Origin of the sequence: Pseudomonas sp. JUb52 (assembly GCF_004341115.1) — a bacterium.
GTDB classification, from domain to species: domain Bacteria; phylum Pseudomonadota; class Gammaproteobacteria; order Pseudomonadales; family Pseudomonadaceae; genus Chryseomonas; species Chryseomonas oryzihabitans.
Window position 1 is genome coordinate 56,478 of the sequence record NZ_SLYS01000005.1, and the last position, 13,159, is coordinate 69,636.

Consider the following 13,159-nt stretch of genomic DNA (forward strand, 5'->3'; position numbering starts at 1 on the left):
CCATGAAAGCCCTCACCGCCCTCTTCGCCGCCACCCTGCTCACCACCGCCATCGCCCAATCCGCCCAGGCCGAGGAAAGCGCCTTGCGCCCCCTGGGTTCGCTGATCGAGAAACACCAGCAGCAGGATCGCGCCCTGGCCGAAAACGGTGCCGATCGCAGCCTGCAGCCGTCGATCCAGCGCCAGCAGCAGCGCTTGGACGGCCAACGCCTGGCCGCCGACGGCGCCGAGCGGACCCTGCAGCAGTGGCCCCAGCGTCAACCGACCCGCGGCGCCGTGGCGTGAGTCGGCCGGACCGTCAGGCGGTCGCGCAGATAGTCCGAGAACAGCTGGACGATGCGCGCCGACTGACGATGCTGGGGATAGACCGCATAGACCGCCGCGCTGGGCAGGGCGAAGTCTTCCAGCACCTGCACCAGCGCCCCTGAGGCCAGCGCCGCGCCGATGATGAAGGTCGGCAGCACCGCGATGCCCTGGCCGGCAATGGCCGCATCCCGCACCACCTCTCCGTTGTTGGCCCGGAGCTGACCCTGCATGGGCAGCACCAGCGGCTTGCCCCCACGCTGAAAGCGCCATTCCACCTGGCGACCATGGCCATAGAGCAGACAGCTGTGCTCGGCCAGATCCTCCGGCTGCAGCAGCGGCGGCACCTTCTGCAGATAATCCGGACTGGCGCAGGTCACCAGTTGCATCTCGGTCAGCCGCTTGGCGATCAGGCTGGAATCGGCCAGGGTGCCGATACGGATCGACATGTCGTAGCCCTCCGCCAGCAGGTCCACCGCCCGGTCGTTGAGATCCAGCTCCAGGCGGATCTGCGGATAGGCCGAGAGAAAATCCGGCAGCAGGGGACTCAGGTGCAGGGTGCCAAAGGTCATGGGCGCACTCACGCGCAGCACCCCCTGGGGCACCGTCCGCCGGCTGGAGAGCAATTCCTCGGTGTCGTTCACGTCTTCGAGGATCTTGACCGCCCGCTCATAGAGCAGCATTCCCAGTTCGGTCGCCTGCAGGCGTCGCGTGGTGCGATTGAGCAGCCGCACCCCCAGACTTTCCTCCAGTGCCATGGTCCGCCGGCTGACGAATTGCTTGGACAGCCCCAGCTTGTCGGCGGCGGCGGTGAAGCTGCCCTCGTTCAGGGTGGTGACGAACAGGCGCAGGTCTTCGAAGTTCATGGCGGCATCCAGGCAGCGGGAAGAGCCCTCGCGGGCGGTCGAGCGAGGGTCATTGTGCCAAATCGACGCCCCGCGAGCCGTGCCTTTGCGCGGCGACAGCCAATCGCCGCGCAAAAGAAAACCCCCTCGCCACCTTGCGGTGGGGAGGGGGCTCTGGCCTTCGCCGTCGCTTAGACGTTGAAGCGGAAGTGCATGACATCACCGTCCTTGACGATGTAGTCCTTGCCTTCCAGGCGCCACTTGCCGGCTTCCTTGGCGCCGTTCTCGCCCTTGAAGGCGATGAAGTCGTCATAGGCCACCACTTCGGCGCGGATGAAGCCCTTCTCGAAGTCGGTGTGGATGGCGGCGGCCGACTGGGGCGCGGTGGCGCCGACGCGGACGGTCCAGGCGCGGACTTCCTTCACCCCGGCGGTGAAGTAGGTCTGCAGGTTGAGCAGTTCGTAGCCGGCGCGGATCACCCGGTTCAGGCCCGGCTCTTCCATGCCCATGGACTCGAGGAACATCTGCTTTTCCTCGTCGTCGTCCAGTTCGGCGATCTCCGCCTCGATCTTGTTGCACACCGGCACCACCACGGCGCCTTCTTCTTCGGCGATGGCACGGACCACGTCCAGGTGCGGGTTGTTCTCGAAGCCGTCTTCGGCGACGTTGGCGATGTACATCACCGGCTTGCTGGTCAGCAGGTGGAAGCTGCGCACCAGGCGCTTCTGCTCTTCGTCCAGGCCCTTCATCAGACTACGGGCGGGCTTGCCGGCCTCGAAGTGGGGGATCAGCTGTTCCAGCAGGGCCTTTTGCGCCAGGGCTTCCTTGTCACCGCCCTTGGCGTTGCGGGTCACGCGCTGCAGCTGCTTCTCGCAGCTGTCGAGGTCGGCGAAGATCAGCTCCAGGTCGATCACCTCGATGTCCCGCTTGGGGTCCACCGAGTTGGCCACGTGGATGACGTTCTCGTCTTCGAAGCAGCGCACCACGTGGGCGATGGCATCGGTCTCGCGGATGTTGGCGAGAAACTTGTTGCCCAGGCCTTCACCCTTGGAGGCACCGGCCACCAGGCCGGCGATGTCGACGAACTCCATGGTGGTGGGGATCACCCGCTCGGGTTTGACGATCTCCGCCAGGGCGTTCAGTCGCGCATCGGGCATGGGCACGATGCCGCTGTTGGGCTCGATGGTGCAGAAGGGGAAGTTTTCCGCCGCGATACCGGATTGGGTCAGGGCATTGAACAGGGTGGACTTGCCGACGTTGGGCAGGCCGACGATGCCGCAATTGAATCCCATGGTGTGTGTCCTCGCGGAAGAAAAGGAAGAGGGTAGGGTAGGTCAGGCCTTGCGGCTGTGCAGGCGTTGCATGGCGCGGGTCAGGTCGCCGTCCAGCAGCGTTGGTACCACCTCCAGGGCGGCCTCGATGCTGGTGTCGAGCAGGTCCTGCTCGCTGCGCGGTGCGCGGCCTAGCACGAAGTTGGAAACCAGGCTGGCATGCCCCGGATGGCCGATGCCCAGGCGCAGGCGCTGGAAGCCGTTCTGATTGCCGAGCTGGGCGATGATGTCGCGCAGCCCGTTGTGCCCACCGTGGCCGCCGCCGGTCTTGAGGCGTGCGGTGCCGGGTGGCAGGTCGAGTTCGTCATGGGCCACCAGGATGGCCGCCGGCGGGATGCGGAAAAAGCCGGCGAGCGCCGCCACGGCCTGGCCGCTGCGGTTCATGTAGGTGGTGGGGATGAGCAGACGAACATCGTTGCCCGCGTGGCGAAAGCGCCCCACGAGGCCGTGATACTTGCGGTCGACAGCCAGGCTCGCGCCCTGGGCGGCTGCCAGCCGCTCAACGAAAAGGGCCCCTGCATTGTGCCGGGTCTGGTCGTATTCGGGGCCTGGATTACCCAGGCCGACGATCAGTTGGACGGCAGTCATGTCAGGAGCCCTTCTCTTTCAGGCGTGCGAGAACTTACTCGGCAGCGCCTTCTTCGGCAGCGCCGTCAGCAGCTTCTTCACGGATGCGCGGCATGTGGATGCTGGCAACCGGCAGATCGCTGCCGTGGGCCAGGGACACCAGCTCGACGCCAGCCGGGACGTTCAGGTCGCTCAGGTGAACGATCTGGTCAAGCTCGACCTTGGCCATGTCGACTTCGATGAATTCCGGCAGGTCTTTCGGCAGGCAGGAAACTTCGACTTCGTTGATGGTGTGCAGGATCTCGCCACCCTGTTGCTTCACGCCCACGGAGGTTTCCTGGTTCATGAAGTGCAGGGGCACGTGAGCGGTCAGCTTCTGACCGGCGACGACGCGCAGGAAGTCGGCGTGCATGACGTAGCCCTTGGAGGGGTGACGCTGCAGGGCCTTGACCAGGACGCTTTCGTTGCTGCCATCAACCTTCAGGGTGATGACGCTGGCGTAGGCGGCTTCGCTTTCCAGCATCTTGGTCAGGTCTTTGGCGACCAGGGTGATGGAAGTCGGGGCCTTGTCGCCACCGTAGATCACGGCGGGAACGTTACCGGCATTACGACGCAGGCGGCGGCTCGCACCTTTCCCCAGGTCGGAACGCACTTCGGCATTCAGAGTGAAATCAACCATTGTGAATCTCCAGGATAAGGAATCGGCAGACCGAGACTTGCGACCAGTTCTACGGCCCTACCGACTAAAAAGCCCCGGTAGACCGTCACGGCCTTCCGGGGCGCTTCCAGAGCGGCTGTTCCTTAACGGAACATCGCGCTGATGGATTCTTCGTTGCTGATCCGGCGTACCGCCTCGGCCACCACCGGCGCGATGTCCAGTTGGCGGATACGGCTGCAGGCCTGAGCCGCGGCAGACAGCGGAATGGTGTTGGTCACCACCAGCTCGTCCAGCACGGAGTTGTCGATGTTCTCGATGGCCCGACCCGACAGCACCGGGTGGGTGCAATAGGCCAGGACCTTGGCGGCGCCGTGTTCCTTCAGGGCCTTGGCCGCGTGGCACAGGGTGCCGGCGGTATCGACCATGTCGTCGACCAGCACGCAGGTGCGGTCCTGGATGTCACCGATGATGTGCATCACTTCCGACTGGTTGGCCTTGGGACGACGCTTGTCGATGATCGCCAGGTCCACACCCAGGCTCTTGGCCACGGCACGCGCACGCACCACGCCGCCGATGTCCGGGGAGACGATCATCAGATTTTCGAAACGCTGGTCTTCGATGTCATCCACCAGGGCGGGGGAGCCGTAGATGTTGTCCACGGGAATATCGAAGAAACCCTGGATCTGGTCGGCGTGCAGATCGACGGTGAGCACCCGATTGATGCCCACCACGGTCAGCATGTCGGCCACGACCTTGGCGGTGATGGCGACGCGCGCGGAACGCGGACGGCGATCCTGGCGCGCATAGCCAAAATAGGGGATGACTGCGGTGATACGAGTGGCCGAGGAGCGGCGGAAGGCATCGGCCATCACCACCAGTTCCATCAGGTTGTCGTTGGTCGGCTCGCAGGTGGGCTGGATGATGAAGACATCCTTGCCCCGAACGTTCTCGTTGATTTCGACGCTGATCTCGCCATCGGAGAATTTTCCGACAGAGACGTCACCGAGAGGGATGTGCAGCTGGCGCACGATGCGCCGTGCCAGATCGGGGTTGGCGTTCCCCGTGAAGACCATCATCTTGGACACGCTGCAGTTCCTGCGGCTTGAGGTGGGTCTTGGAAGGAAAATGGCAGGGGCGGCTGGATTCGAACCAACGCATGGCAGGATCAAAACCTGCTGCCTTACCGCTTGGCGACGCCCCTGTATCTTGCAGAGTACTAGCTGTACTCATTCTCTGGTCAGACTTGCTAGCGCCCGGTGCAACATGGAAGTGTTGCTGCCTTTGGCTACGAAGCCTGGAAGTGATGCTGGTAGCTGGCTAGCTACTGTATCAGCTTCGGTCTTATTTGGAAAGCTTCCAAATATGCAACCTCCAGTGCCGGTTAATCTAGCTGAAACAAATTTGTTTAGCAAGATCAAAGCGTTACGAATTTCTGGGTAACGCCTTTCGACCGTACTCTGGCAGTCGTTTCGACCTGACCACTTGAGAACGGCGCAAACTTTAATGGCGGGAGTGTCCCGTGTCAACAGCGGATCTGAAAAAATTTCTGCTGTACTTACAGAGACTTGCGGCACGGCCACGAGATACCAGGGTTCCGGCGGAGCGACCGGGGTGAGCTTTTCACCCACGCCCTCGGCGAAGGCGGCCTGACCGCGGACGAACACCGGCACGTCGGCGCCCAGGCGCAGCCCCAGGGCCGCCAGGTCGTCGAGGCTGGCGCCCAGGCCCCAGAGATGATTCAGGCCGAGCAGGGTGGTGGCGGCATCCGAACTGCCCCCGCCGATGCCGCCGCCCATGGGCAGCCGCTTGGTCAGCCAGAGATCGGCGCCCTGCCGGGTATCGCTTTCCTGCTGCAGCAACCGCGCCGCGCGCAGGATGAGATTCTGCTCGGGAGCGACGCCCGGCAGGCCATCGTGCAGCTGCAATTCGCCGTCGTCGCGGCCGGCAAAGCCCAGGTCGTCGCCCCAGTCGAGAAACTGAAACAGCGTCTGCAGTTCGTGATAGCCGTCCGCGCGGCGCCCGAGGATGTGCAGGAACAGATTGAGCTTGGCCGGCGCCGGCAGGGTGAAGGCGGGCGCCGCGGTCATTTGCCCAGCTCGCGCGGCTGCCAGGTCTTCACCACCAGGATGACTTCCAGGTCCTTGCCGGTGAGCTTGAGGCGCTCGGGCAGGGTGTAGCCGTTCTGCTCGGTGTAGCGGGTGTATTCCACGGTCCAGCCGTCCTGCACCAGGCGCGCCAGGTGGCTGTCGGCGTCCAGGGTCAGCTGGCTGCGGCTGTCCGGGGCCGGCAGGCCACGCACCCACCAGAGCAGGTGCGAGACCGGCAGGCGCCAGCCGAGTTGCTGTTCCAGCAGGGCCTCAGGGGAGTCGGCCTGGTAGCTGCCCTGGCCGGAGACGTCGAGGGTGACGGCGCCCGGACGCCCGGTGAGGCGGGTGGCGCCGCGCCCCAGAGGGCCGGCCAGGCGGATGTCGTAGTAGTCCTGGCGCTGCAGCCAGAACAGGGTGCCGCTGCCGGAATCGCGCGGTGCGCGGATGCCGACCTTGCCGTCGATCTGCCAGCCGTCGAGGGCGGCGATACGTTGCTTGTGGGCCTGCCACTGGGCGGCATTGCCCTGGCCTTCCACGGCCTCCTGACGAGAGGTACTGGCGCAACCGGCCAGCAGGGCGAGCAGGAACAGGGTGAAGAGGGTACGCACGCGGATCATCGGAGGGTTTCGCTTCCAGTCAGGCGTTTGAGGGTACTGCGCAGGATGGCGTCATCGGCGTCGGCGTCGAGGCCCACGCGCCAGACCTTGCGCGCTTCGCTGCGCTTGCCCTGGGCCCAGAGCACCTCGCCCAGGTGGGCCGCCACCTCGGCATCGGGGAAGCGTTCGTAGGCCTGGCGCAGATAGCGTTCGGCGTCGGCCAGCTGGCCCTGGCGATAGCGGATCCAGCCCATGCTGTCGAGGATCGCCGGATCGTCCGGACTCAGCTGGTGCGCCTTGTCGATCAGCTGGCGCGCCTCGGCCAGTCGCGGGGTGCGATCGGCCAGGGTGTAGCCGAGGGCATTGAGCGCCATGGCGTTGTCGGGGTCGTGGGCGATGATGTAGCGCAGATCGGCTTCCAGCTGACCGAGATCGCCACGCTTTTCCGCCAGCATGGAGCGGACGTAGAGCAGATTCAGATCGTTGGGATACTGCTGCAGGGCCTGCTGCACGGTCTGGTCGGAGAGGGCGGTCTGGTCGGCACTGGCCAGGCCTTCGACTTCCAGCAGATAGAGCGGCACGGCGTATTCGCTCTGGCGCTTGCGGGCGTCGGCCAGGCGCTGACGGGCCTCGGCGATGCGGCCGCTGCCCAGCAGGATTTCCGCCTGGCGCTGCTGGGCGGCCAGGTAATCGGTGCCCGGTCCGACCTGGGCGTATTCGGCCAGTGCCTGTTCGGGCTGGTCGAGTTCTTCGTAGCTGCGCCCCAGGTTGAGGTGCGCGGCGTCCACATGGCTACCGCGGTCGAGCAGTTCCTTGAGATAGATCTGGGCTTCACGCCAGGCCTGGGCTTCCAGGCAGACCAGCGCCAGGGAGAATCTCAGGTCGTCGTCGTCGGGGAACTGGGTGACCAGCTCGGCGAATTCGCGCTTGGCCTGGTCCAGGCGATCCAGCTCCACCAGCAGCCGGGCATGTGCCAGGCGCAGGCGGCGGTCTTCCGGGTGCTGGCGGATGCCGGCTTCGAGCAGCGGCAGGGCCTCGGCGCTGCGGTCCTGGCTCTGCAGCAGGCGCGCGCGCAGCAGCAGCGGGGCGACTTCGCGCTTGGCGGCTGGATTGCGCTCCAGCAGTTTCAGCGCCTCGTCGGCGCGGCCGTCCTGCTGCAAGAGCAGCGCCTTGCCGAACAGCAGCTGACCGTTGCGCGGATACTTGGCCAGCAGTCGATCGAAGCTCTTGAGCAGCCCGGCGCGGGTGGTCTCGTCGGTTTCCGCCGCGGACAGGGCGAGAAAATCGAAGTGGGTGTCGCCCTGGCCCTGGAGCACGCGCTCCATATAGGCCATGGATTCGTCATAGCGACCGGCGCGGGCCAGCATGATGGCGGCGGCGCGCTGGGCATCCAGGTTGTCGGGGGCGTTGCGCGCCCAGATCTGCGCGGTTTCCAGCGCCGGGGTGTCGGCGCTCAGGTATTCGGCGATGCGGAAGGCGCGTTCGGCGACCCCAGGGTCCTGGGTCGACTTGGCCTGCTCGACATAGTTGGTCAGGGCGATGTCGAAACGATTGCGCTGACCGGCCAGCTCGCCGACCAGCAGGTCATAGAGGGTGTCTTCGCGAAAGGAGCCGGCCGGTTGCGGCGTACTGGTCTTGGCGGTGGGTGGCGGGATGGCGGCGGCGGGCGTCGGCTGCCGGCCGAGGTTCTGGCAGCCGGCGAGCAGCAGGGCGGTCGTCAGCAGCGCGAGGTATCTGGTCATAGGGTCAGGGCGGCCTTTTTACAGTCGGTCCATCATGCCACAAGAGTCGCCGTGGCCGCGTCGCACATGCGGAGCGGCGGGCCGAGAAGTGCGGTGGTCGAGGCTGTTGACGCCTTTTGCCCGGCAAGATTCATTCGCCCAGGCTATGACGGCGATTGTCCGACGTCTCGTCGCTGCTGGTTGTCGCCACCGCCCGCGCGTAGGACAATGTTCGGCTTTCCCAATCCGTTCGACTGCTTGCGTCCATGGCCTTTCTCGCGCTCGGCATCAATCACAAGACCGCCTCGGTTGAGGTGCGCGAACGCGTGGCTTTCACTCCGGAGCAGACGGTCGAGGCCCTGCGCCAGCTGGAGCAGGCCACCCACAGTCGCGAAGCGGCGATTCTGTCCACCTGCAATCGCAGCGAACTCTACCTGGAGCTGGAGCCCAGTCTGGCGGACGCCGTGCTGGCCTGGCTCGCCCAGTACCACCGGGTGCCCCTGGAAGACCTGCGTGCCAGCATCTATCTGCACCAGGACGAAGCCGCGGTGCGCCACATGATGCGGGTGGCCGCCGGGCTGGACTCCATGGTGCTGGGCGAGCCGCAGATCCTCGGCCAGCTCAAGTCGGCCTATGCCGTGGCCCGCGAGGCCGGCACCGTGGGGCCATTGCTGGGCCGGCTGTTCCAGGCCACCTTCAATACCGCCAAGGCAGTGCGCACCGACACGGCGATCGGCGAGAATCCGGTGTCGGTGGCCTTTGCTGCGGTCAGCCTGGCCAAGCAGATCTTCAGCGACCTCAGCCGCAGCCAGGCGCTGCTGATCGGCGCCGGCGAGACCATCACCCTGGTCGCCCGCCATCTGCATGAACAGGGCGTGCGGCGCATCGTCGTCGCCAACCGCACCCTGGAGCGCGCCAGCCACCTGGCCGAGGAATTCGGCGCCCATACCGTGCTGCTGGCCGACATTCCCGACGAACTGGTCAACAGCGACATCGTCATCAGCTCCACCGCCAGCCAGTTGCCCATCCTCGGCAAGGGTGCGGTGGAGCGGGCGCTCAAGCAGCGTCGGCACAAGCCCATCTTCATGGTCGACATCGCCGTGCCGCGCGACATCGAGCCGGAGGTGAGCGAGCTGGAAGACGTCTATCTCTATACGGTGGACGACCTGCACGAGGTGGTGGCGGAAAATCTCAAGAGTCGTCAGGGCGCGGCCCAGGCCGCCGAGAAGCTGGTGCTGGCCGGGGTCGACGACTTCATGCAGCGGCTGCGCGAGCGCGCCGCGGTGGACGTGGTCCGCGCCTATCGCCAGCAGGGCGAGCAGATCCGCGACGACGAACTGGCTCGCGCCCAACGCCAGCTGGCCAATGGCGCCGATCCCCAGGAAGCCCTGGCCGCCCTGGCGCGCAGCCTCACCAACAAGCTGATGCACGCACCGAGCGTGCAGCTCAAGAAACTATCCGCCGAGGGACGCGTCGATGCGCTGACCCTGGCTCAGGAACTCTTCGCCCTCGACGAGGGTTTGGACAAGACATGAAGACCTCTCTGTTGCACAAGCTCGACGGTCTGCAGGACCGCTTCGAGGAGCTGACCGCGCTGTTGGGCGACGCCGAAGTCATCAGCGACCAGACCCAGTTCCGTGCCTATTCCAAGGAATACGCCGAACTCGAGCCGGTCAGCCAGGCGTTCACCGAATACCGCAAGGTGCAGGCCGACCTGGAGGGCGCTCAGGCGCTGCTCAAGGACAGCGATCCGGATCTGCGCGAGATGGCCGAGGAAGAGGTCGGCACCGCCAAGGCGCGCCTGCAGGAACTGGAAGACGAGTTGCAGCGCATGATGCTGCCGCGCGATCCCAACGACGGCCGCAACGTCTTCCTGGAAATTCGCGCCGGTACCGGTGGCGACGAGGCGGCGATCTTTGCCGGCGATCTGTTCCGCATGTATTCGCGCTATGCCGAACGCCAGGGCTGGCGCCTCGAGGTGCTCTCGGAAAACGAGGGCGAGCACGGCGGCTTCAAGGAGGTCATCGCCCGGGTCGAGGGCGACAACGTCTATGCCAAGCTCAAGTTCGAGTCCGGCGCGCACCGGGTGCAGCGGGTGCCGGAAACCGAATCCCAGGGTCGTATCCACACCTCGGCCTGTACCGTGGCGGTGCTGCCCGAGCCCGACGAGCAGCAGGCCATCGAGATCAATCCGGCCGATCTGCGCGTCGACACCTATCGCTCCTCCGGCGCGGGCGGTCAGCACGTCAACAAGACCGATTCCGCGGTGCGCATCACCCACCTGCCCACCGGCATCGTGGTGGAATGCCAGGAAGAACGCTCCCAGCACAAGAACCGCGCCAAGGCCATGGCCTGGCTGTCGGCCAAGCTCAACGACCAGCAGGACGCGGCGGCGCACAAGGAAATGTCCGACACCCGCCGGCTGCTGGTGGGGTCGGGTGACCGCTCCGAGCGCATCCGCACCTACAACTTCCCCCAGGGGCGGGTGACCGATCACCGCATCAACCTGACCCTCTATTCCCTCGGCGAGGTGGTCAACGGCGACGTCCAGCAGGTCATCGACCCGCTGCTGCAGGAATACCAGGCCGACCAGTTGGCGGCCCTGGGAGACTGAGCCATGGCCACCATCGGCGCCCTGGTGCGCGAAAGCCAGTTGCCGGATTCGCCCAGCGCCCGCCTCGACGTGGAATTGCTGCTGGCGGCCGCCCTGGACAAGCCGCGTAGCTACCTGCGCACCTGGCCGGAAAAGCTGGTGCCGCGCGAGGCCCTGGCACGGTTCCAGGCCGATCTCGAACGTCGCCGGCAGGGCGAGCCAGTGGCCTATATCCTTGGCCAGCAGGGCTTCTGGTCGCTGGATCTGGAGGTCAGCCCCGATACCCTGATCCCGCGTCCCGACACCGAGGTGCTGGTGGAAACCGCCCTGGCGCTGCCCCTGGCCGACGAGGTGCGGGTGCTGGACCTGGGCACCGGTACCGGCGCCATCGCCCTGGCCCTGGCCCATGAACGACCGCGCTGGCAGGTCAGCGGGGTGGATCGCATTCCGGCCGCGGTGGAACTGGCCCGGCGCAACGCTCAGCGCCTGCGGCTGGGCAACGTCGGCTTCCAGCAGAGTCACTGGTTCGCGGCCCTCGCCGGACAGCGCTTCGAGCTGATCGTCAGCAATCCGCCCTATATCGCCGGCAGCGATCGCCATCTCGACGAAGGCGATGTGCGCTTCGAGCCGCGCAGCGCCCTGGTGGCCGGTGCCGATGGTCTGGACGACATCCGCGAGCTGATCGCGGCGGCGCCCGCGCACCTGCAGCCGGGTGGCTGGCTGTGGCTGGAGCACGGCTTCGAGCAGGCCGCCGCGGTACGCGAACTGCTGGTCCGCCAGGGCTTCATCGAGGTCGAGAGTCGCCAGGACCTGGGCGGTCACGCGCGCATCAGCGGAGGCCGCTGGCCATGCTGAGCGACGGCGAACTGCTGCGCTACAGCCGGCAGATCCTGCTGGCCCAGGTGGATATCGCCGGACAATTGCGGCTGAAGAACGCCAGGATGCTCATCGTCGGCCTCGGCGGGCTGGGGTCGCCGGTGGCGCTCTACCTGGCTGCCGCCGGTGTCGGCGAATTGCACCTGGCCGACTTCGACCAGGTGGACCTGAGCAATCTGCAGCGCCAGGTGCTGCATGACGAGAGCCGCATCGGCCAGGGCAAGGTGGATTCCGCTCTGCAGCGGCTGGCGGCGCTCAATCCCGAGGTACGCCTGGTGCCGCTGCGTGAGGCGCTGGACGCCGACAGCCTGGCTGCGCGCATCGCCGCGGTGGACCTGGTGCTGGACTGCTCGGACAACTTCAGCACCCGGGCGGCAGTCAATGCCGCCTGCGTGGCCACCGGGCGGCCGCTGGTGAGTGGCGCGGCCATTCGCCTGGAAGGCCAGCTCAGCGTCTTCGATCCGCGTCGCGCCGACAGTCCCTGCTATCACTGCCTCTATGGCGAGGGCAGCGAAGCCGAGCTCAGTTGCAGCGAAGCCGGGGTGCTTGGTCCGGTGGTGGGCCTGGTGGGCAGTCTGCAGGCACTGGAAGCGCTCAAGCTGCTGGCCGGCTTCGGCGAGCCGCTGGTGGGACGACTGCTGCTGGTGGATGCCGCGAGCAGTCGCTTCCGCGAATTGCGCGTCAGGCGCGATCCGGGTTGCCCGGTGTGCGGCGCCCGCCATGGCTGACGAGGCGCCGGTCGGAGTCTTCGACTCGGGCGTCGGCGGCCTGTCGGTGCTGGCGGAGATCCGCCAGCTGTTGCCGGCGGAAACCCTGCATTACATCGCCGACTGCGGCCATATCCCCTATGGGGAAAAGACCCCCGCCTTTATCCGCGAGCGCTGCCAGCTGATCGCGGCGCGGCTGCACGCCCAGGGTGCCAAGGCCCTGGTGGTGGCCTGCAACACCGCCACGGTTGCGGCGGTGGCCGATCTGCGCGAACGCTATCCCCGCTGGCCCATCGTCGGCATGGAGCCGGCGGTGAAGCCGGCGGCCGCCGCCACCCGCAATGGCCGGGTCGGGGTGCTGGCGACCACGGGCACGCTGCAGAGCGCCAAGTTCGCCGCCTTGCTGGACCGATTCGCCCTGGGCGTCCAGGTCGTGACCCAGCCCTGCCCGGGACTGGTGGAGCAGGTCGAGCGCGGCGATCTGCACGGCCCCGAGACCCGGCGCCTGCTACAGGGCTTTCTCGAGCCGCTGCTGACGGCAGAGTGCGACACCCTGATCTTGGGCTGCACCCACTATCCCTTCCTGCGCCCCCTGCTGGCCGAACTGGTGCCGCCGCAAATCATCCTGGTGGACACCGGCGCCGCGGTGGCCCGGCGCCTGCAGAGTCTGCTGGCGCAGGACCAGCGCCTGGCTCGCGGACCCGCCGGCCCGACGCGGATCTGGACGTCCGGCGATCCCGCCGATTTGGAGGCGGTATTGCCGCAACTCTGGCCGGCAGGCGCCGAGGTAAAGGCGTTCGTCTGACTTTTCTCTAAGGCTTTCGCTCGCCAAATACCCGTCCAGCGACTAGCATCCGACCTTGTAGGTAAAAATGT

General features: G+C 66.3%; 14 protein-coding genes and 1 tRNA gene. 6 read left to right on the forward strand and 9 right to left on the reverse strand.

Features of this window, described 5'->3' with window-relative positions:
* Positions 1 to 2 precede the first annotated feature (2 nt).
* Positions 3 to 284 carry a hypothetical protein gene (locus EC839_RS10145; RefSeq protein WP_007161548.1) on the forward strand — a complete coding sequence of 94 codons (282 nt, stop codon included), beginning with the start codon at positions 3 to 5 and terminating at the stop codon, positions 282 to 284.
* Here the strand turns inward: EC839_RS10145 and EC839_RS10150 are convergent.
* The 9 genes from EC839_RS10150 to EC839_RS10190 form a co-directional block, all read right to left on the reverse strand.
* Positions 257 to 1,168 carry a LysR family transcriptional regulator gene (locus tag EC839_RS10150; protein ID WP_007161549.1) on the reverse strand — a complete coding sequence of 304 codons (912 nt, stop codon included), beginning with the start codon at positions 1,166 to 1,168 and terminating at the stop codon, positions 257 to 259. The two genes, EC839_RS10145 and EC839_RS10150, sit on opposite strands and share 28 nt — an antisense overlap.
* A 170-nt stretch (positions 1,169 to 1,338) precedes the next feature.
* Positions 1,339 to 2,439, reverse strand: coding sequence for a redox-regulated ATPase YchF (gene ychF / locus EC839_RS10155; protein ID WP_007161550.1), 1,101 nt, complete (start codon positions 2,437 to 2,439; stop codon positions 1,339 to 1,341).
* Positions 2,440 to 2,481: 42 nt separating this feature from the next.
* Positions 2,482 to 3,066 (reverse strand): aminoacyl-tRNA hydrolase, encoded by a 585-nt coding sequence (gene pth / locus EC839_RS10160; protein WP_007161551.1) that lies wholly within the window; start codon positions 3,064 to 3,066, stop codon positions 2,482 to 2,484.
* Positions 3,067 to 3,100: 34 nt separating this feature from the next.
* Entirely contained in the window at positions 3,101 to 3,724 is a 624-nt protein-coding gene (locus EC839_RS10165) for a 50S ribosomal protein L25/general stress protein Ctc (RefSeq protein ID WP_007161552.1), read from the reverse strand.
* 122 nt (positions 3,725 to 3,846) lie between these two features.
* Positions 3,847 to 4,788, reverse strand: coding sequence for a ribose-phosphate pyrophosphokinase (locus EC839_RS10170; protein WP_007161553.1), 942 nt, complete (start codon positions 4,786 to 4,788; stop codon positions 3,847 to 3,849).
* Between the two features lie 41 nt (positions 4,789 to 4,829).
* Positions 4,830 to 4,904: transfer RNA gene (locus EC839_RS10175), tRNA-Gln, on the reverse strand.
* A 25-nt stretch (positions 4,905 to 4,929) separates the two neighbouring features.
* Positions 4,930 to 5,790: a 4-(cytidine 5'-diphospho)-2-C-methyl-D-erythritol kinase gene (gene ispE / locus EC839_RS10180; protein ID WP_007161554.1), complete on the reverse strand. Its 861-nt coding sequence runs from the start codon at positions 5,788 to 5,790 to the stop codon at positions 4,930 to 4,932.
* Positions 5,787 to 6,407, reverse strand: a complete 621-nt coding sequence (lolB, locus tag EC839_RS10185; protein ID WP_007161555.1) for a lipoprotein insertase outer membrane protein LolB — start codon at positions 6,405 to 6,407, stop codon at positions 5,787 to 5,789. The genes ispE and lolB overlap by 4 nt, the downstream gene beginning before the upstream one ends.
* Positions 6,404 to 8,128 carry a tetratricopeptide repeat protein gene (locus EC839_RS10190; RefSeq protein ID WP_007161556.1) on the reverse strand — a complete coding sequence of 575 codons (1,725 nt, stop codon included), beginning with the start codon at positions 8,126 to 8,128 and terminating at the stop codon, positions 6,404 to 6,406. Before EC839_RS10190 ends, lolB begins: the two co-directional genes overlap by 4 nt.
* Before the next feature lie 245 nt (positions 8,129 to 8,373).
* Between EC839_RS10190 and hemA the strand changes: the two genes are divergently transcribed.
* The 5 genes from hemA to murI are packed head-to-tail and all read left to right on the forward strand — an operon-like array spanning position 8,374 to position 13,088.
* Positions 8,374 to 9,642, forward strand: coding sequence for a glutamyl-tRNA reductase (gene hemA, locus EC839_RS10195; protein ID WP_007161557.1), 1,269 nt, complete (start codon positions 8,374 to 8,376; stop codon positions 9,640 to 9,642).
* Entirely contained in the window at positions 9,639 to 10,721 is a 1,083-nt protein-coding gene (prfA, locus tag EC839_RS10200; protein ID WP_007161558.1) for a peptide chain release factor 1, read from the forward strand. The genes hemA and prfA overlap by 4 nt, the downstream gene beginning before the upstream one ends.
* 3 nt (positions 10,722 to 10,724) lie before the next feature.
* Positions 10,725 to 11,555 carry a peptide chain release factor N(5)-glutamine methyltransferase gene (gene prmC / locus EC839_RS10205; RefSeq protein WP_007161559.1) on the forward strand — a complete coding sequence of 277 codons (831 nt, stop codon included), beginning with the start codon at positions 10,725 to 10,727 and terminating at the stop codon, positions 11,553 to 11,555.
* Positions 11,549 to 12,304: a molybdopterin-synthase adenylyltransferase MoeB gene (locus EC839_RS10210; RefSeq protein ID WP_007161560.1), complete on the forward strand. Its 756-nt coding sequence runs from the start codon at positions 11,549 to 11,551 to the stop codon at positions 12,302 to 12,304. The genes prmC and EC839_RS10210 overlap by 7 nt, the downstream gene beginning before the upstream one ends.
* On the forward strand, positions 12,297 to 13,088 hold the full coding sequence (murI, locus tag EC839_RS10215) for a glutamate racemase (RefSeq protein WP_007161561.1): 792 nt from the start codon (positions 12,297 to 12,299) through the stop codon (positions 13,086 to 13,088). Before EC839_RS10210 ends, murI begins: the two co-directional genes overlap by 8 nt.
* The last annotated feature ends 71 nt before the right edge of the window (positions 13,089 to 13,159 follow it).